Below are 18657 nucleotides of genomic sequence, written 5' to 3' on the forward strand. Positions count from 1 at the left end.
ACATATGGCTCAGCATGATACAGCAGCCACAGTCTTTTCGCATCGAGGGTTGCGCTAACTCCGGATGAATATTTTATTCGCCACATCCCTCGTGGCTGTGTATTCGGGCTGGCATCCTGCCGCCCCAGGGGTCAGGCATCTTCTTCGTGTATCATGCCATCGACCAGTTCCATTTCTTCGACAAAATGTTCGTCGTGCCGCGCCAGTCGAAAGCTGCCGTTAAGCATGTTTACCAGGTAGATGGTGTCGCCTTCGCTGGCTTCAAGGGCTTCAATTACCACAGGTGGCAGTACCACACCAAGGCCTTCGCCCATCTTGCAAACTTTGAGTTCAATCATGCCGGTTTCTCCCGTGCCAGGTACAGTAGCACCCCCGCAGGTGGGGTTTCTGCCTTTGCCCGTCTCTGGATGACGACGGGCTTGTTGTGTGCAAGCTTGTGCCTAGTGTTCTTTTTGGCGTCTGTTGTGAACTCTGCTAAGTGTAATGGCAAAGCGCTCGTACGGCGCTGCGACGGCAAAATATTCCTGCGGCGTAGGGGTGGCGCGGCCCGGCAGAGGCGTTAGCGGGTTACTGTGCAGCATGATGCATCACGCGCTTGGCGCTGTCCGAGGTACGCAAACGCAGTTCCGGCCTATTGAGATGTATGTTCATCCGTCGCGGTTGGGGGGCGATGGTGTGTGTGGACCCTGTTTCGGCCCGCTTTTTTTGCGTCGTAGAGTGCAAGGTCGGCGCGGCGTAGCAGTGTCTCGAGGTTGTCATCCGGTCGGCACAGGCAGGTACCTGCACTGATGCTGAGGCTGATGGCCTCTGTGCTGGTCTGCAGTGGATTTTGGGCCACGCTGTCACACAGACGCAGGCTGAGTGCGTTCAGTCTCGACAGGTCGCAGTCGTGCAGCAGCACCAGAAATTCATCTCCGCCCCAGCGCGCAGCGCCATCGCCATGGCGGATCTGGGCGCGGATCAGCTCGGCAATATGGATCAGCGCGGCGTCACCCTGCGTGTGTCCATACTGATCGTTGATGATTTTAAAATGATCCAGGTCGAGCCAGATAATACCCAGTCCATGGCCGTGACAATGGCAGTGCTGCAGCTCTGTACGGATTTGCTCGGCCATGCCGCGGCGGTTTAGCAACTCTGTCAGCGGATCGGTACGGGTCAGCTTTTCCAGGGCTTCGGTGCGCAGCTGCACCTTGTGTTCAAGCTCTTGTCTGGATTCCAGCACCGACTGCGCCATGCACTTGAAGTGCGTGACCAGCCTGCCGATCTCATTGGGTTGAACCCGGGGCAGGGACTGTGCATTGAAGTTCCCGCGGCTGACCCCATGCATGGCCTGTTCCAGCTGGCGCAGCGGGCGCAGTACAACGTGCCCCAGCACCAGGTTAAAGATCAGCAGGGCCAGCAGCAGCGTGATGCCGCATATCAGCAGGATACCGCTAAAGCTGCTCAGCGGTAACAAGGATTCAAAATCCAGCAGGGTGATTTCGTACCAGTCAATTTCCGGGACATAAACGATACCGGCCAGGTAGCGGCGGTTGTCGCGCTGCACGAAGCGGGTGGTCACAGCCTCGTTTGTGCTGGAGAGCTCGGCCATGGCGCTTTCGATGCGTTGCACATCGGCGGGGCTGTCGAGTAACCGGCCCAGCGAATTAAACGGCGTACCCGGGTTGGAGATGGATGCATAATTGATCAGGCTGGGGTCACTGTACAGCTGAATGGCGCCGCGGTGGTCGACAAACAGGCTGATCATGTCGCTATCGCTGTCCTGAAGTACCTGGTCGATAAAGCCTTCGAGCTCCATGCCGGTGCCGATAACCCCCAGGATTTCGTCGCCATCGCGCAGCAGCACATCGATCCACAGTTTGGTGACGCCAAGCTCAACATCGGGATTGACGTTCAGGTGAACGGTACGCTGCTGTTCAATTACATCATAGAACCAGCGGTCCTGGGGTTTCTGCGGGTCCAGGGTGTAGCGCAACTGGCGCCCGGCGTATTCGTTGGCGGCGTTGTTATGGTAATAATGGCCGGATTTGTGCAGTGCGACAAAGTAGCTGTTGTCGGTAAAGTTCTGGCGGTAGTTTTCCATTTCCCGAATGGCCCGCGCACGCAGCTGCTCATCGTCTGGGGTATGAGCCCACTGGAGGATGTGTGGTGAGCTGGCGAACTGGCGCGACAGCGCCATTTCTCGCAGGATGGGTTGCAGCGCACGGGTCTTGTCGTAAAGGACCTGTTTTTCTGCGTAGCGAACGGCCCACTGATTGATGATGTCTTCAGCCTGGTGGCGGGCCGAGGACCAGACTGCAAGGCCGGAAACAACGATCAGCGCAGTGGTGAACAGCAAAAACCGCGGTTTGAGATTCATGATTCCGTTCATTTCTCTTTTTAAATGTGCGGCTATTGAGAGTACCACTAAATTAATCCGGTACAACGCTCATTGTAGGCTACCAGGCCCCAATCCAGTGCGGCTGAACGCTGCCATAGGTGATCACGCCGGTGCAGAGGAGCGTGCGCGCAGCCACCCGCCAGAATCAGGATAGCTATACTTTGATCACACGCTGGCGTTGATCGTTAACCTGCTACAAAAAAGGTGAATGTCATGTCCGAACTCGATAAAAGCCAGGCCGTCGACGTACTCAACCGAATCCTGGAGGCCGAGTTGGCCGGGGTGGTTCGCTATACCCACTACTCCCTGCTGGTCTTTGGCTACGGCCGTATCCCAATTGTTTCCTGGCTGCGGGAACAGGCCGACGAATCACTGCTGCATGCGCAGCAGGTCGGGGAGTGGATTACCGCGCTGGGTGCTTATCCGTCACTGCAAATTGGCAGGCTGCTTGACACGCACAAGCACGATATTGGCGCCATCCTGCGTGAATCCCTCGAAGCCGAAGGCGAGGCCCTGGCCCTGTACCGGGAATTGCTGGCCCTGGCGGAGGGGCACTCGGTTGCACTGGAAGAGTTTGCCCGCCAGATGATTCAGGTCGAAGTCATGCATGCCGTTGATGTTGACAAGATGCTGCGCAAGCCCGGTGACGTGTCTCCCTTCTGCAAGGAATCCATTTAGCCGTTTTCGACGCCCGCATCGTGGCGTTCGAACTGCAGCCGGGCGAGCCGTGCATAAAGCGGATTGGAGCGTATCAGCTCGGCGTGTTGCCCGAGCGCTGCAAGCCGGCCGCCATCCAAAACCGCAATTCGATCGGCATTTTGCACGGTGGCCAGACGGTGGGCGATAACCAGCGTGGTGCGCCCTTGCATCAGGCGCTCAAGTGCCTGCTGTACCATACGTTCGCTTTCTGCATCCAGCGCACTGGTGGCTTCATCGAGCAGCAGTATTGGCGCATCCACCAGAATGGCCCTGGCAATTGCCAGGCGTTGTTTTTGCCCGCCAGACAGCCCACTGCCGGCGTCTCCCAGGTGGGTCTGATAGCCATTTGGGAGCGCTGTAATAAACCCGTGGGCATGGGCCGCGTGGGCAGCGGCCTCCACCTCGGCCTGGCTGGCGTCGGGTTTGCCATAGCGCAGGTTGTCCTCGATGGTGCCGTAAAAAAGGGCGGGTGTTTGTGATACCAGGGCAAAGCAGCGACGCAGATCGGCGGGATCCAGCGTGCGTATATCCAGATTATCAATGCTGATGTAACCCTCGTTGCAGTCGAAAAAACGCAGCAAAAGATCGATCAGGGTCGATTTTCCTGCTCCCGAGGGGCCGACCAGCGCCAGGGTGGTGCCAGGGGAGATTGCCAAGTTGATCGCTTCGAGGGCATTTACGTCGGGCCGGCCGGGGTAGGCGAAAGTGACATTGTGAAGTTCAATGGCGCCCCTGATGTGCGTCGGCAGGCGCTGTTTGTGCTGCGTTGGCGCCGCTATTTCATTGCGTGCTGCCAGCAGTTCCAGAATCCGCTCGGCCGCACCCGCGGCGCGTTGTAATTCCCCAATCACTTCGCTGACCGACCCGACCGCCGTGCCGACAATCACGCTGTAAAACACAAAGGCGGCCAGCTCGCCTGCACTGATGCGCCCGGCAATGACGTCCAGCCCGCCCACCCAAAGCATCATGCCGACGGCGCCGAGCACCAGGGTGATGACAATGGTTATGAGCAGGCCACGCTGCACAGTACGCAGTTTGGCAACCCGAAAGGCCTGTTCGACCACCTCCTTGAAACGGATCTTGTCCAGTGCCTGGTGATTGTAGGCCTGTACTGTCTTTATCTGCCCGAGCACTTCGCCCACATACACGCCCACGTCGGCAATGCTGTCCTGGCTGCGGCGCGACAATCCGCGCACCCGGCGGCCAAACAGGATGATCGGGGCCACGACCAGCGGGACACAAATCAGCACCAGGGCGCTGAGCTTGGCATTGGTCACAAACAGCCAGACAGTACCACCGAACATCATGATCAGGTTGCGCAATGCAACCGATACCGATGAGCCGATCACGGCCTGTAGCAAGGTTGTATCGGCGGTGAGGCGCGACTGTATTTCAAGCCCGCGGTTGCTTTCGAAGAATCCCGGATGCAAGTCGATCAGGTGATTGAACACCTGGCGGCGTATATCGGCGACGACCCGCTCACCCAGCCAGGTGACCCAGTAGTAGCGCGCAAAGGTGCCCAGCGCCAGCGCGATGACCAGCAGGAGGAAAAGCTGCACGTAGTGGCGTAACTGCGCGGTGGATCCGGTTTTGAGGCCCTGATCGAGCCCCTGGTCTATGATCAGTCGCACACCCTGACCAATCGAGAGGGTAATGGCGGCAGTGAACAGCAGCGCGCCCAGCGCATAGGTGATTTGCCGGCGATAGGGGCGCAGGTAGGCAAGCATGGTCATTACCGATGCGCGCGTTACGGGAGGCGTGTGGAGGCTGTCGCCTGGCATGGGCTCTTCTTCCTGACGGGGTTCAGCACAGGGTAGCAGGCTGTGGCATTGGGGGATCCTGTTAAGTCGCAAAAGCCTGTCTGCTCGAGCCGGTTCCCTGGCGGGCTGAGGTCAAGGCGTTGTTTGATCCGTTCCAGTCTGGCTGCTGTACCTCGAGGGCAGATGTTCGCAGCCTTGTTCCCGTGGGTTACTGGTGTGCACTTGGGGCTGACTATAAAGTACGGGTTCCACCCACTTGCCGCCGGGGCAGGAACCCCATCAGGAGCGTGATCGTGAAAGTTGTCATACCCGATGATTATCAGCATGTGGTGCAGAACCTGCGCTGCTTTTCCCACCTCAAGGATTTCGAGGTCGAGGTCTATCATGATGCGCAGCACTCTATCGAGACGCTGGTTCAGCGTTTTGCCAGCGCCGATGCGCTGGTATTGACCCGGGAGCGCACCGTTGTCGGCGAGGCCTTGCTGGCCAGGCTGCCGCGCCTGAAACTGATCAGCCAGACCGGCAAGGCCTCGGCTCACCTGGATGTGGACGCGTGCACTCGTCATGGCGTGGCGATCGCCGAGGGTACTGGGTCGCCGGTGGCGCCGGCGGAGCTGACCTGGGCGCTGATCATGGCGGCGATGCGCAATCTGGTGCCGGCGGTGAATGCCATGCGACAGGGACGCTGGCAGGTCAATATCGGTGACTGTCTGGCTGGGAAGACGCTGGGAATATGGGGTTTTGGCAAGATCGGCCGGCGTCTGGCGCGCTACGCCCAGGCGTTTGATATGAAGGTGCTGATCTGGGGAAGTGAAGGTTCCCGACAAGCGGCGGCCGACCAGGGGCTGGCTGTCGCCTCGAGCAAGGCGCAGTTTTTTGCCGACAGCGATATGCTGAGCCTGCATTTGCGCCTCACTCAGGATACCCGGGCGCTGGTGCAGTACGAGGACTTGATCCGAATGAAACCCGAGGCGTTGTTTGTCAATACCAGCCGGTCTGAACTCGTGGCAGATGGAGCGCTAGAGCAGGCTCTGCTATACGGCCGGCCGGGCAGGGCGGCGCTGGATGTTTACGAGCAGGAGCCTGTCATCGATCCCGGCTATTGGGCCCTGAAAATGGATAATGTGCTCTGCAGTCCGCATCTGGGCTATGTTGAATCTGCAGGCTACGAACTTTATTTCGATACGGCGTTTCGCAATGTCATTGAGTTTTTTGCCGGGCGTCCGGCGAATATTCTCAACCCGAAGGCCTGCTCCCGGTAAGTGTGTGGCGGCATCCCTACCGGCTGTTAACCGGTGTCGTCGCCAGGGAGACAAACAATGAAAATTACCTTTCTCGGTGGAACAGAAACCGTTACGGGCTCAAAGTTTCTCGTCAGCAGTGGCGCAACCCAGGTATTGGTGGATTGCGGACTGTTTCAAGGCTACAAGTGGCTGCGCGAGCGTAACTGGCAAGGCCTGCCAGTGGACCGGCATCGTCTTAATGCAGTGATCCTGACCCATGCACATCTGGATCACTCGGGTTACCTGCCTGTGCTGTATCGCGACGGATATAGAGGGCCTGTCTACTGTCATCCCGCAACACAGGCGCTGTGCGGCGTGCTGTTGCCCGATAGCGGGCATCTGCAGGAAGAAGATGCGCGTTACTACAGTCGTCATCGCATTGGCAAACACGCCCATCCGGAACCCCTGTATGACCGTGTAACCGCCGAGCGTTGTCTGAAGCTGTTAAAACCGGTTGAGTTTGAACAGGTATTCACGATTGGGGAGATGAAAATCTGGCTGCATCCGGTCGGTCATATTCTTGGGGCTGCCTGTGTGATCATCGAAGCAGAGGGCAAGCGCGTTGGCTTTTCAGGTGATGTGGGCCGGCCCGACGATCTGTTTATGCGCCCTCCAAAACCCCTACCAGAGCTGCATCTGCTCATGCTGGAGTCCACCTACGGCAACCGCCGGCACGACAAGACCGATCCCTATGAGCAACTCAGCGAAGTCGTTAATGAGACGGTCAGAGGCGGTGGTGTGTTGCTTATCCCGAGTTTCGCCGTAGGTCGGGCGCAGGTGCTGCAGCATATGCTGGCGACCCTGATGGCCGATAATCGCATACCGAAAATGCCAATATTTCTCGATAGTCCGATGGCGATTGATGTCTCCGACATCTATTGCCAGTTTCATGCGCTGCACCGACTCAGTACAGCCGATTGTCAGCGCATGTGCCGGACCGTGAAGTATGTGGAGAGCGTGGAGGGCTCTCAGGCGCTGAGCGAACTGCTTTATCCGCATATCATTATTGCCGGCAGCGGTATGGTTACAGGCGGCAGAATCCTGCATCACCTGAAGCGACTACTGTCGAATCATCGCACGACCGTCCTGCTGACCGGCTATCAGGTCGGCGGTACGCGTGGCGCCAAGATGCAGCAAGGCGCCGAAAGCGTAAAAATCCATGGTGAGTGGATTGCTAATCGGGCCCATATCAGGACCCTGCATGGTTTGTCCGGCCACGGTGACTATGTCGATATAGGGCATTGGCTGCAAGCCGCGGCGCTGAAACCAAGTACAAAGATTCAGCTGATTCACGGTGAGCCCGATGCACTGGAAGGTATGCGTGATCATTTGCGTCGAACCCTGCCGTTCGAGGTTGAGGTCGCCGGTTATCGTCATATTCTGACGGTCTGAGGAGCCGGTAATCCGCTGCATCGTACTTTGTCCTGAGTACGTACTCATCTGACGCGCGTAGTCAGCATGATTGGCATGCCATTAAGTGAACCCGGCTGGGGTTTCACACCGAATACCGCGCCGTGCTGTGGGCGGGTTTGTGGGGCGGGCAAAATTTACTTATTGTATGAGTACCTTTATAGGTGGGTGTCCGAATAGATTGGCAGCAGCCTGTCAGTATGCGTTTGATTCACTGAGCAATGAATGAGAAGGGTTTCGTGCGTGCGTGTTTGATCCGGGTGCCCGGATAAAGAGCCGGGGCAAGGGCGCCAGGGACGGGTTTGGACAATTCATGGAGTGACTACATGCAGCCGTATTTGCGCCAACATTCGAGACGGTTCAGCGCGTTGGGTTTGGCATCAGTGTGCATGAGCCTCTGTCTTGCCAGCCCGCTCGTGTTGTCCCAGTCGCGTGACGTTCGCGTTGGCGTTTATGAAAACACACCCAAAGTCCTGCTTGGTCAGGATGGCAGGCCGTCCGGCATCCTTGGCGAACTGCTGCAGGAGGTTGCGCAGCGCGAAGGCTGGACGCTGCATCCCGTGGCCTGTCGCTGGGCCCAGTGCCTGGAACAGGTTCGCGCCGGTGAAATAGATCTCTTGCCCGATGTTGCCTTTAGTGATGAACGCGCGCAGATGCTGGACTTCCACCAGGTGCCATCGCTTTACAGCTGGTCGCAGTTGTATAAGCGCAACAGTGTCGTGCTTGATTCCGTGCTGGATTTGCAGGACAAACGTGTCCTGGTGCTGGCGGGATCCATTCAGCAAGAATACCTGCAATCGTTACTCGACAGTTTCAGTGTGCAGGCACAGTTGATTCCGGTGCAGAGTCTGCGCGCGGGCTTTGAGAAAGTCAGCTCAGCCGAGGCCGAGGCCATCGTTGCAAATCATCACTTTGGCGACTATGTGGCGCCGGAATACGACGTGCAGCAAACGCCGGTGATGTTTCAGCCGGCACGCCTTTTCTATGCGACCCGCAAGGGAACCAATGCCGACCTGCTCCTGGCGCTAGATCACTACCTCGCTCAATGGACCAAGGATCCCGGCTCCACGTACTTTAAGATCCTGGAACGCTGGGGCGGCGCCGTACCGCTGCAGTCGATGTCCGCTTCCGTACGTTGGGGGCTGGCGGCACTTGTGATTCTGTTGCTGCTTGCTCTGGGGGGCTCGGCACTGCTGCGTCGTCAGGTTGCGGTGAAAACCCGGCACCTTAGGAGCAGTGAGCAAAAGCTCGCGACGATTCTGAACAGTGTCGAGGCCTATATCTATATCAAGGATACCGAGCTGCGCTACCAGTATGGGAACCGCAAGGTATGCGAGTTTTTCGGTTGTCAGCCTGAACAGCTGCTTGGTTTGACCGATGACGCCCTGCTGCCTGACGAGGTTGTCGACATCGTGCGCACAAGTGATCAGCGTGTACTGGACAGCGGCGAACGCGTGGTGAAGGAAGAGATCTTGCCAGACTCCAATGGCGAGGGTTTCAGAACCTACCTCAGCGTCAAGATCCCATTGCGCGAGAGCGACGGAAAAATCTATGCCCTCTGCGGTATCTCCACTGATATCACGGAACAGAAGCGCAATTTGCAGGAAATTCATCAGCTCGCTTTTTACGACCAGTTAACCGGTCTGCCCAACCGGCGCCTGCTGCTCGACCGGCTGGCACATGCGCTGGCTGCACGCGAACGCAACCGGCAGGAAGGCGCGCTGTTGTTCATTGATCTGGATAATTTCAAGGATCTCAACGACACCCTGGGCCACGATGTGGGCGATCAACTGTTGTGTCAGGTTGCCGAACGCCTTGATGTCCATATTCGGGAAACGGATACGCTGGCCCGGCTTGGCGGAGACGAGTTTGTGCTGATGTTTGAGGGTCTGGACGAGCACGCCGACCAGGCTTTGTATCAGGTCAAATCTGTTGCCAACAAGCTGCTGGAAGTCCTGCGTGAGCCCTATTCGCTGCAGGGGCGCATTCACACCAGTACGGCGAGCATCGGTGTTGCGATGTTTTCTGATGCACAGAGTACGGTTGAAGAGCTGCTCAAGCGTGCGGATCTGGCGATGTATGAAGCCAAAACCGCTGGCCGCAACCAGGTACGCTTCTTCAATCCGCAGATGCAGGCCGAGGTCACGGCGCGCGCAGCCATCGAGGCCGATCTCAGACAGGGTCTGAAGAGCGGGCAGTTTTTCCTGCATTTTCAGCCGCAGGTTGATACGCGGGGCAGGCTGGTGGGTGCCGAGGCACTCGTGCGCTGGCAGCACCCTGAAAAGGGTCTGGTGGCACCGGGGGCTTTCATCGCCGTGGCGGAGGCTACCGGGCTGATTCTGCCGCTGGGCCACTGGATCATGCAGTGTGCCTGTCGGCAGCTGGTCGCCTGGTCGGCCCATGAACAGATGTCCCAGCTGACATTGGCAGTTAACATCAGCGCCCGACAGTTCCATCATCCGAACTTCGTCGAGGATGTATTCGCCGTACTGGATGAAACCGGCGCCAATCCGCGGCGCCTTGAGCTGGAGCTGACGGAAAGCCAGCTGATCGAGAATGTTGAACTGATGATCCACAACATGAATCGGCTCAAGGCGCGGGGCGTGCGCTTCTCGCTGGATGACTTCGGTACCGGGTATTCGTCCCTCAGCTATCTGAAGCGCCTGCCGCTGGATAATTTGAAGATCGACCAGTCGTTTGTGCGTGATCTGCTGGTGGACCCCAATGACGCCGCGATCGTCAAAACGGTCATAGCGCTGGGCGACAGTCTGGATCTGGCGGTCATTGCCGAGGGGGTCGAAACCCAGGCGCAATGCAATGCGCTGATTGAATTAGGCTGCTATCAGTTTCAGGGATACCATTTTGGCCGGCCAGGGCCAGTCGAAGCACTGGAACGCTGTTCTGAAGATTGCGTGCAGTGATTAGGATGGCGAGGGCAGTCTGTTGAGCGGGGTGAACGGATATGGTCACTCCGGGCTCTAATGGACAGTTTTCAAACGAGGGCAGGCAGTATGAAAGCAATGCTAACGATCATCGCACTTATCGCACTGGGCCCTGCGTCAGCCTGGGCGGACAAAGCGATCTTTGCGGGCGGATGCTTCTGGTGCATGGAGCAGGCATTTCAGCCCCTGACGGGTGTAACCGACGTGGTATCGGGTTTCACGGGCGGCACGCTGCAGAATCCGGTGTATGACGGCAATCATGAAGGCCACTACGAAGCGATTGAAGTGACCTTCGACCCCAAGGTCATCAGCTACCAGCAGCTGCTGGATATCTACTGGGTTAATGTCGACCCCTTCGATGCTCGCGGACAGTTCTGTGACAAGGGACCCAGTTACCTGAGCGCAATCTTTGTAAGCGATGATACCCAGAGGCAGCTGGCAGAACGCTCCCGTCAGCGTGTCGTCGAGGAGTTTGCGGATAAAACAGTGGTGACGCCTGTGCTGGATGCGACGCGGTTCTATCCGGTCGAGGAGGGGCATCAGGATTACTACATCAAGAATCCGCTCCGCTATCGCTACTACAAGACCGCTTGCAGGCGCGTCTCGCGGCTGGAGGACATCTGGGGCGACCGGGCCGCGCACTGAAGCTTTCCCTGTTTTGGCCGGGGCGCAAGCACCGGCGGTGCTTATCGCCTGTGTCGGGCTGTTACCGCTGTTCCACCACCGATCGAATGCCTGTGTGAACGGGTGCCTCATCGTTTGAACAGATTGTCCCTGATAGGCACCCGGCGGCGTCAGACGCAGAGCAGGTGTGAATACTCCAGACGTCGCTGTTCATCGGCCTCGAAGCAGTGCTCATCACAGTTGTGCTTTTGCGTAATCAGGTCGACCAGTACGAAGTCCTGGTCGGGTGCCAGAGCCAGCAGCGAGTGGTGCCAGACGCCAGGGTGGTAATTGACACCCTGGCTTCCATCGCAGAGGAAGGCTCGGATGCTCTGGCTGTCAATCTGTTCGCCCGGTGGCGCCACGACCACGATAAACGGCTTTTGTCCCTGGGGGATAAACGCCTGGCTTGCCAGCGGATGCCGCTCCAGCATCTCGATGTTCAGGGGTGAAGGCAGTGGCTGTGACCGCGCCAGGCTGATGGCGACATGACCAGCCTCCGGCTCCGCATGTATCCGACCTATATCGTGGTAGCGTACCGTTGCACCCTTGTTGATCGCGAAATGGTGGCCACCCTGCATGTCAATCACGTCCCCGAAGGGTGCGAAGCTTGCACGCTCCAGCGGTTGTATGTCGAGGGTACGGGCCATCTATCGATACTCCTTTTGAGTGTTGTCGACCGGGATACCAATCAGGCGCAACCGGCTGATGCCGCCATCGGGGAAGATGTTCAGGCGTATATGGGTGATGGGGCCGACCTCATTGACCTCATCACTGAAGAAATGCTGTTCATGGGCCTGTAGCTTCTGCGCCGGCAACAGCTCGCGCCAGAACAGGCTCTGGGTTTCAATCTGGTCGTCGGTACCGCCTTTGACGAAGGCGGCCTGAACGGAGCAGCTGTCCGGGTAGTTTCCCTTGAAATGGGCCGTGTCGACCTCAATGCGCTGAATTTCGCCCGGGTGTCCCAGCGCTACGATGACCCAGTCGTTGCCGGGGGTGCGGCGCCGGGCCGTTTCCCAGCCGTCGCCCATGTTGATGCCGCGTCCGGGGTTGAGGATGTTGGCCATGCGGCCGAAATGTTCGTCGCTGCAGGCCAGAGTGCGCCCGCCGTTTACCACGGCTGCCAGGTCGATGGGGGTCCGGCTCGAGGTGTCGATGCGCGACTGCGGTCGTCCCCAGACACGCAGGCGGGCGATGCCGCCATCGGGGTAGATGTTGAGCTTGAGGTGTGTCCAGCTGCGTTCGTCATCAATGCTGTGAAGGTGGTGCGCATTGCCCGACAGGGCAACGGACGGCAGGATCTCGGTCCAGCGGGTGTCGGCATTCGGCTCGCCGTTTTCGCAGTGGCAGGCTTCAAGCGAGGCCGATGGCGGGAAGTTGCCGGTGAAATGGCTGGTATCCAGGTCGATGCCCTTGATCGTACCGGGCAGTCCCAGGCGGATGATGCTGTAGTCAAAACCTTCGCAGCGCTTGCGACGGGACTCCCAGCCATCCATCCATTTGCCGTTGTCGTCGAACAGGCCTTCTTTCCATTGCGGGTCTGTGTGGGACAGCATGCGGCTTGCCGATGCAAAGAAATCGTCGGTGCAAAACAGGACTTCGGCGCCAAGGCGATCGTCGGCCAGGTTCGGCCAGCGCGCTGAAAGATCAGTAACTGGTTTGTTCATTGTCATTGTTATTCACCGTTAATCGAGTTTTATCTCTTTTGCCGATACGGATAGGAAGACCGCATCGCTGCGCTTTGAATCTTTCTATCGAATCGAGTGGGTCGCTTTGAATGTATTCTGACTGTTTGGTTAGTTAATCGGTCAGGCAGATGACGGTCGAGTTATTAGCAGGGGAAAGCGTTATACCCCGACTGCTGAATAATTGTACGCAATCTTTTGCTCTAATCAATACTATTTTTTCACTTTATTTGTATTTGAAAATTTATTATCATTCTTGTGTTTCACCAATGTTGCTAAGTCGTTTGAATAATGAGGGTGTGAATCGGGCAGCTTGAAAGCGTCGCCCGCCAGGGAAGAATTCAGTCAGGAGTGCCTGCAGGTGCCCTGATTCGCCTGACTCGGGCGCCGATGTGTGTCAAAGGCAGGTTCAACAATAAAAACCATAAATGAGGTGTATATACTATGGCAGATGCCAACAGCAGCAGCCCGAGGGTGGCTGAGTCCCTGTCTGGTGAGCGCGCGATGACCCGGGAGGTTGACGTGAAAACCAGAAAATCGTTCGAAATGCCCCATATCTACGTCATTCTGTTCGTTTTCAGTGCGCTGGCCGCATTGCTGACCTACATAGTACCGGCCGGTCAGTACGACCGGATTCCTGGTCCCAATGGGCGTACAACCATTGATCCCGATTCATTCCGCATCATTGAATCGACGCCCGTCGGCCTGCAGGATTTCATGCTTGCGATACCCAAGGGGCTGATGGATGCCGGGGTGGTGGTGTTCTTTACCTTCATCATTGGCGGCATGTTCATGGTGCTTCGTCGTACCGGCATTATTGAGATCGGCGTCGACAAACTGACCCGCCGGTTTGCGCACAACAGCATTGTCGTGATTCCGGTGCTGATGGTGACCTTCGCGGTCATCGCGACACTAATCGGTACTCAGGAGCTGGCGCTGGTCTATGTACCGGTGATTTTGCCGCTCATGATTGCGCTGCGTTTCGATTCGGTCACGGCAGCGGGTGTTGCGCTCTGTGCGACCACGGCCGGCTTTACCGCCGGCGTGCTCAACCCGATCAATACGGGCCTGGGCCAGCAGCTGGCTGACCTGCCGGTATTCTCTGGCATGGGACTGCGTTCCCTGGCCTTTGTTGCGATCCTTTTGACCGGTGTGATCTATGTGATCCGTTACGCTCTCAAGGTGCGCAGCAACCCCGAACTGAGCCTGATGAACGGCGATGCCGCGGAAGCTGACAAGCGCAAGCGCTATCTGCATGCTGAGGACGAGGGTGCCCTGACCGCGACCGGGCGACAGAAACTGGCTGCCGTGGCTGCCTTTGCCTTCTTCGGTGTACTGGTCTGGGGCGTGCTGGAGCGCCACTGGTTCATGATGGAAATGGCGGGCCTGTTTATCATTATGGGCGTGGTTGTCGGTTTGATCGCCGGGTTGAAAACGTCCGATATCTGTGAGGGCTTCAACGACGGTTTCCGGGATGTGCTGGTCGGTGCCTTCATCTGTGGCGTTGCCCGTGCGGTTGCCGTAGTGCTGGAAGACGGTCACATCATGGATACCCTGGTCCACAATCTGGGCGCCGTGGTGGGTGGCTTCCCGTCGATGTTGTCCGCCATCGGCATGTTCCTGTCTCAGCTGGGTTTCAACTTTGTCATTCCCTCGGGCAGTGGTCAGGCCCTGGTGACCATGCCGATCATGGCACCGCTGTCTGATCTGATTGGCGTTACTCGCCAGACCGCTGTGCTCGCCTATCAGCTGGGTGACGGGCTGAGCAACATCCTCTATCCAACTTCCGGTTATTTCATGGCTACCCTGGCGCTGGCCGGTGTGGGCTGGAACAAGTGGGTGAAGTTCTTTCTGCCGCTGTTTTGTATCTGGGTCGCGATTGCCATGGGATTCCTGATCTTTGCACAGGCCACGCAGTGGGTTGGCTAAAGTCTTAAGACACTGATTCAGTATCCACCATGCCCCCCGACCTAAAGTCGGGGGGCATTTTTGTTTGTGCAGTCTGCGCCTCACTCTTACTTTTATCTCTGTGTTGGACAATTATTTATATAATTGTATACATCTGTTTTTTGGTATCGCTCTTTCGCCCGCGGGGTAGGTTATTGGCGTAAGTCTACATCCAGCCAGATCGCCGCCGTGTTATTGTCGGTGTATGTTTTCAATTTTTATGTGCTAGTTTTGAGTGTATTGAGAATGCAGATTGATAAATATTTTTCATATTCGTTTTAAATGAAAACAATTTTGTATTAAGATCTTCTTGTGGTTGTATACAAAGCCGTGAGATTTTATCGATTATGAATGTAAGCCGTGCCGTATAAAATGCGGATAAAACTCCGAGGCCGCGGATCAAGGCCAGAGGTTTGCGACGGCGATTCGGCTTGCGGTGTTTTAGTGCCTTAAAGTGTGCCTGGGTCGCAGTACTGGTGCGGCAGAGCAGATAGAATGGCGTCATCAGGATTCAGGTGACCGGCAAGGCTGGTCGGTAGAGGGGGTTATCAATGAAGTTGCCAATCGAAGATCGCTTGCGCGAGATATATGAGGAGCTGCCCCGCAGTGAGCGGCTGCTTGCCGACATCATCATCGACTTTCCCGGTGACCTGGCAACCCACTCCATTTCCGAGCTGGTGGAGCGGGCCGATACTTCCAATGCTGCGGCCACCCGTCTGATCAAGCGCCTGGGATACAAGGACTTCCGCGAGATTCGCAAGCAGGTGCGTGAAGCCAAGTCCGAGGGTTCGCCGCGCTACCTCAACACCTTTGATCATCACGCCAGTGATTTTCAAAGCGAGATCAAGCAGCATGTCGACTGTGAAGTGCAGAACCTGTTGCGCAGCTTTGATGCACTGAGCGAGGACATGCTCAAGGAGATCATTCCGTGCATCGAGAGTGCCGCCAAGGTCTGGATTATCGGCTACGGCAACAGCTACATGCCGGCTCTCTACTTTCGCCAGCAACTGATCCAGTTGCGCTCCTGTGTCGAGGTGCTGCCGCGCCCGGCCCAGGCCATCGAGAAAGACCTGTGCGGGCTCGACGAGCAGGATCTGGTGATCGTGATCGGCTTTCGCCGGCGCAAGGAGATCCTCAGCCGTGTCATGACCTATGCTCGGGATCTGGGCGCAAAAGTGCTCTACGTGACAGACCATTCAGAAGACAAGACCGTCAATCTGGCGGACTGGACCCTACGCTGCATGGTGCAAAGCACGTCGTTGTTTGATTCCTATATCTCGGGTTTCAGTGTGCTGAACTACCTGTGTGCGTCTGTGTCGGATCACATCGGGCGGGGCGCGTCTGAGCGTCTGAGCCGGGCCGAAAAACTGCACGAGCTGTTCAGCAAGATCGAAGAGAGCTGATCTCTTAGGGATATCGTGGCAAAGACTTGTTCCTGCCGCTGTGCCGGCGTAATCTGCCAACTTCGATTTCAAGCCTATGGACATTTCCCATGCAACTTTACTATTCGGCGGCGTCTCCCTTTGTGCGAAAGGTGCTGGTGGTGGCGCATGAGCTGGGGTGTGCGGACAAGATCGAGCTGATCAGCGCTGCAGCCCATCCCGTGAATACCAATTCTGTGATTGCTGCGCTGAACCCTCTGGGGCAGGTGCCGACCCTGGCAACTGATACAGGCAGGGTGATCTGTGACAGCCGTGTGATTTGTGAATACCTGAACACCCAGTTTCATGGAACGCTCTTGCCAATAGGGAGCGAGCGCTGGACCGCACTGGTGATGCAGTCCCATGCCGACGGTCTGCTTGATGCGGCCCTGCTGGCGCGCTATGAGCGTGTTGTGCGGCCTGTGGAGCTGCAGTGGGATGACTGGGAAGCGGGTCAGATGGCCAAGATCGTTCGCACACTGGATGTGCTGGAGCTGGAGCTGGAGTTTGCCGGGGAGCGGCTGGATATTGGCACCATTGCGGTGGGCTGCGCACTGGGGTATCTCGATTTTCGCTTTGCGGATTTTAACTGGCGTGATGAACACGCCGGTCTCGCGGCCTGGTTTGAGCGCTTTAGTCAGCGGGCATCCATGCAGCAGACGGTGCCTAAGGGCTGAATCCGATCGGCTCCTCGCAGAAAATGAACAAAGGCTGCCTCGGCAGCCTTTGTTCATGACAACGGCTCGGGGCTGAGAGCGGCGACTGGACTGTCGGCCTGGATCTCAGGTTTACCAAGCCATCGACGTTAAGCCCTGCCTGCGCTCAAGACTGATCGTCAGCGTAGAAAACGCCCTGGTTGATCAGTTTTGTCAGTAGCTCCAGGGCGGCGTCGAGATCCGTGTTGTCATCCAGATCCAGCCCGCCGCTGTTGCAGATGCCGCTGAACAGCGATGCCTGTGCGGTGGTGCCGGCATAGAGGGTGCCATCGGCAAACAGCTGACAGCCGTCTGCGGTGCAGTGCCAGGCCAGGCGGGCTCCCTCGGTGCGGCTTAGCGTGCCGCCGGATTCCAGGTAGGTGCGCAGATTGTCGATGGAGACGGTTTCATCCGGCTGCTGATCGAGTTCCGGATACTTGGGTTCGGTCATGTAGCGCCCAAACCATTCTGCAAGGAGCTTGTCGTCATTGACATACTGGGTCAGCACGTTGCGTACCCGTTCAATGGCATCGTCACCAATCTGGGCGCTGTTGGCCTGGGGTTGCAGGTCAGGGTCGCTGTAGCGTAGCTCGTTGCTCAGGCGTTCACCGACAAAGTCGGTAAAATTGCGCATGATCTCGCCGTGGGACGGCGCGCGAAAGCCCACCGAATAAGTCATGCAGCCATCACCCACAGCAATACCGCTGTGACCCAGACGTGGCGGAACATACAGCATATCGCCCGGTTCCAGCACCCAGCTTTGCTCTGCATCCCATTCGGGCAGAATCATCACCGGCGCATCGCCGCGTCGCGGTGAGTCGGAGTTGAACTCGCCGCCGACTTCCCAGCGTCGCTGGCCGGCGGCCTGGATCAGGAAGACATCGTAGTTGTCATAGTGCGGCCCGACACCACCGCCGTCCACGGCGTAACTGACCATCAGGTCGTCCAGACGCCAGCGCGGGATAAAATCGAACTGCGCCATCAGCTCAGCCGCTTCCGGTACCCAGTGGTCGACCGCCTGGACCAGCAGGGTCCAGTGGGATGCAGGGAGCTTGCCGAACTGTTCTTCGTCAAAAGGCCCCTGCTGCAGTTCCCAGTGATCGCTCGCAGGGTCCTGCAGCACGATGCGCGCTTCCACATCCTCCTCACAGGCGAGCCCCGCCAGATCGTCGGGCTCGATGACGGGCTCCAGCTCGGGAAAGGCCTGGCGAATCAGCAGCGGTTTTTTCTGCCAGTATTCGGCGAGAAAGCGTTCGGGGGTCAGCTCACCCAGGTTAAGTATGTTCATTAGCGCTGTAGCAGCTCCTTGAGTTCATCGACGGCGCTTTCCAGTTCAGCCATTATCTTGCGCTGATCCTTGGCGGGGATGGCCGCGACGCGGTTGTTGCCCACCAGTCCGACGCAGTGGCTGATGGTATCCACGCAGCGTTCGATTCCGGCGAGATTGAGTTGGTAGTTATGGGTGCGTTCCGCCAGGTCGTGGATGCCGTCGCGCAATTCATCGGCCTGGTTCATCAGTGTAGTGATCTGGTTATTCATCGTTCGAATCCCGCCATGGTCTCAGATTGTCTGACAAGTTCGCACAAAAGGGCCTGTGCGCCGGCCTGACCGGGCAGGTCGGGCCCGGGTTATCAAGACTAGCGTGCACTGCCTTGTCGGGACAACCGTCCGAACGGTTGCCTTGACTATTTTTTCTGCTTGCCGAGCACTTCGTCCACCGAGGCGAAGAAAGCGCGCAGCATGCCGAGCTTCGCGGTTCGGGGTCGCTGTGG

General features: G+C 57.5%; 15 protein-coding genes. 8 read left to right on the plus strand and 7 right to left on the minus strand.

From position 1 onward, the window contains the following. Positions 1 to 131: 131 nt before the first annotated feature. The gene (locus F451_RS0106015; RefSeq protein WP_020680455.1) at positions 132 to 338 is read right to left on the minus strand and encodes an AbrB/MazE/SpoVT family DNA-binding domain-containing protein; all 207 of its coding nucleotides are present in this window, start codon (positions 336 to 338) and stop codon (positions 132 to 134) included. Between the two features lie 293 nt (positions 339 to 631). Further along, on the minus strand, positions 632 to 2359 hold the full coding sequence (locus F451_RS24935) for a diguanylate cyclase (protein WP_020680456.1): 1728 nt from the start codon (positions 2357 to 2359) through the stop codon (positions 632 to 634). A gap of 234 nt (positions 2360 to 2593) precedes the next feature. Here F451_RS24935 and F451_RS0106025 point away from each other — a divergent pair, with 234 nt between their 5' ends. Next, on the plus strand, positions 2594 to 3058 hold the full coding sequence (locus tag F451_RS0106025; RefSeq protein WP_020680457.1) for a ferritin-like domain-containing protein: 465 nt from the start codon (positions 2594 to 2596) through the stop codon (positions 3056 to 3058). On the opposite strand, the gene F451_RS0106030 is transcribed toward F451_RS0106025, so the two are convergent. Then, on the minus strand, positions 3055 to 4806 hold the full coding sequence (locus F451_RS0106030) for an ABC transporter transmembrane domain-containing protein (protein ID WP_240476443.1): 1752 nt from the start codon (positions 4804 to 4806) through the stop codon (positions 3055 to 3057). The genes F451_RS0106025 and F451_RS0106030 overlap by 4 nt on opposite strands. A 326-nt stretch (positions 4807 to 5132) precedes the next feature. Here F451_RS0106030 and F451_RS0106035 point away from each other — a divergent pair, with 326 nt between their 5' ends. The 4 genes from F451_RS0106035 to msrA all read left to right on the plus strand — a co-directional run bounded on the left by F451_RS0106035 (position 5133) and on the right by msrA (position 11119). Continuing rightward, positions 5133 to 6101, plus strand: a complete 969-nt coding sequence (locus tag F451_RS0106035) for a D-2-hydroxyacid dehydrogenase family protein (RefSeq protein WP_020680459.1) — start codon at positions 5133 to 5135, stop codon at positions 6099 to 6101. Positions 6102 to 6158: 57 nt separating this feature from the next. After that, positions 6159 to 7514 (plus strand): MBL fold metallo-hydrolase, encoded by a 1356-nt coding sequence (locus F451_RS0106040; RefSeq protein ID WP_020680460.1) that lies wholly within the window; start codon positions 6159 to 6161, stop codon positions 7512 to 7514. A gap of 407 nt (positions 7515 to 7921) precedes the next feature. Beyond that, positions 7922 to 10453, plus strand: coding sequence for an EAL domain-containing protein (locus tag F451_RS0106045; RefSeq protein ID WP_020680461.1), 2532 nt, complete (start codon positions 7922 to 7924; stop codon positions 10451 to 10453). A 90-nt stretch (positions 10454 to 10543) separates the two neighbouring features. Further along, a complete protein-coding gene (gene msrA / locus F451_RS0106050) occupies positions 10544 to 11119 on the plus strand; it encodes a peptide-methionine (S)-S-oxide reductase MsrA (protein ID WP_026291545.1) in 576 nt (191 codons plus the stop codon). Between the two features lie 149 nt (positions 11120 to 11268). On the opposite strand, the gene F451_RS0106055 is transcribed toward msrA, so the two are convergent. Continuing rightward, complete coding sequence (locus tag F451_RS0106055) at positions 11269 to 11787, minus strand: ureidoglycolate lyase (RefSeq protein ID WP_020680463.1); 519 nt, start codon at positions 11785 to 11787, stop codon at positions 11269 to 11271. After that, positions 11788 to 12810 carry an allantoicase gene (gene alc, locus F451_RS0106060; protein WP_240476444.1) on the minus strand — a complete coding sequence of 341 codons (1023 nt, stop codon included), beginning with the start codon at positions 12808 to 12810 and terminating at the stop codon, positions 11788 to 11790. 534 nt (positions 12811 to 13344) lie between these two features. On the opposite strand from alc, the gene F451_RS0106065 reads away from it, so the two are divergent. The 3 genes from F451_RS0106065 to F451_RS0106075 all read left to right on the plus strand — a co-directional run bounded on the left by F451_RS0106065 (position 13345) and on the right by F451_RS0106075 (position 16867). Then, the gene (locus tag F451_RS0106065; protein WP_240476445.1) at positions 13345 to 14751 is read left to right on the plus strand and encodes a YfcC family protein; all 1407 of its coding nucleotides are present in this window, start codon (positions 13345 to 13347) and stop codon (positions 14749 to 14751) included. Positions 14752 to 15320: 569 nt separating this feature from the next. Further along, on the plus strand, positions 15321 to 16172 hold the full coding sequence (locus F451_RS0106070) for a MurR/RpiR family transcriptional regulator (protein WP_020680466.1): 852 nt from the start codon (positions 15321 to 15323) through the stop codon (positions 16170 to 16172). An 89-nt stretch (positions 16173 to 16261) separates the two neighbouring features. Beyond that, positions 16262 to 16867, plus strand: coding sequence for a glutathione S-transferase (locus F451_RS0106075; RefSeq protein ID WP_020680467.1), 606 nt, complete (start codon positions 16262 to 16264; stop codon positions 16865 to 16867). A 145-nt stretch (positions 16868 to 17012) separates the two neighbouring features. On the opposite strand, the gene F451_RS0106080 is transcribed toward F451_RS0106075, so the two are convergent. Then, on the minus strand, positions 17013 to 18173 hold the full coding sequence (locus tag F451_RS0106080) for a cupin domain-containing protein (protein WP_020680468.1): 1161 nt from the start codon (positions 18171 to 18173) through the stop codon (positions 17013 to 17015). Next, the gene (locus F451_RS0106085; protein WP_020680469.1) at positions 18173 to 18424 is read right to left on the minus strand and encodes a hypothetical protein; all 252 of its coding nucleotides are present in this window, start codon (positions 18422 to 18424) and stop codon (positions 18173 to 18175) included. The genes F451_RS0106080 and F451_RS0106085 overlap by 1 nt, the downstream gene beginning before the upstream one ends. Positions 18425 to 18657: the final 233 nt, after the last annotated feature.

It is taken from the genome of Marinobacterium rhizophilum DSM 18822 (assembly GCF_000378045.1).
GTDB lineage: Bacteria > Pseudomonadota > Gammaproteobacteria > Pseudomonadales > Balneatricaceae > Marinobacterium_A > Marinobacterium_A rhizophilum.

Excerpts from the sequence above, each read along its gene's own strand:
- F451_RS0106080 (WP_020680468.1), bottom strand. The coding sequence starts at position 18,173 with ATGAACATACTTAACCTGGGTGAGCTGACCCCCGAACGCTTTCTCGCC.
- F451_RS0106075 (WP_020680467.1), top strand. The coding sequence starts at position 16,262 with ATGCAACTTTACTATTCGGCGGCGTCTCCCTTTGTGCGAAAGGTGCTG.
- msrA (WP_026291545.1), top strand. The coding sequence starts at position 10,544 with ATGAAAGCAATGCTAACGATCATCGCACTTATCGCACTGGGCCCTGCG.
- F451_RS0106055 (WP_020680463.1), bottom strand. The coding sequence starts at position 11,787 with ATGGCCCGTACCCTCGACATACAACCGCTGGAGCGTGCAAGCTTCGCA.
- F451_RS0106045 (WP_020680461.1), top strand. The coding sequence starts at position 7,922 with ATGAGCCTCTGTCTTGCCAGCCCGCTCGTGTTGTCCCAGTCGCGTGAC.
- F451_RS0106015 (WP_020680455.1), bottom strand. The coding sequence starts at position 338 with ATGATTGAACTCAAAGTTTGCAAGATGGGCGAAGGCCTTGGTGTGGTA.
- F451_RS0106040 (WP_020680460.1), top strand. The coding sequence starts at position 6,159 with ATGAAAATTACCTTTCTCGGTGGAACAGAAACCGTTACGGGCTCAAAG.
- F451_RS0106085 (WP_020680469.1), bottom strand. The coding sequence starts at position 18,424 with ATGAATAACCAGATCACTACACTGATGAACCAGGCCGATGAATTGCGC.
- alc (WP_240476444.1), bottom strand. The coding sequence starts at position 12,810 with ATGACAATGAACAAACCAGTTACTGATCTTTCAGCGCGCTGGCCGAAC.
- F451_RS0106070 (WP_020680466.1), top strand. The coding sequence starts at position 15,321 with ATGAAGTTGCCAATCGAAGATCGCTTGCGCGAGATATATGAGGAGCTG.
- F451_RS0106030 (WP_240476443.1), bottom strand. The coding sequence starts at position 4,806 with ATGCTTGCCTACCTGCGCCCCTATCGCCGGCAAATCACCTATGCGCTG.
- F451_RS0106025 (WP_020680457.1), top strand. The coding sequence starts at position 2,594 with ATGTCCGAACTCGATAAAAGCCAGGCCGTCGACGTACTCAACCGAATC.
- F451_RS24935 (WP_020680456.1), bottom strand. The coding sequence starts at position 2,359 with ATGAATCTCAAACCGCGGTTTTTGCTGTTCACCACTGCGCTGATCGTT.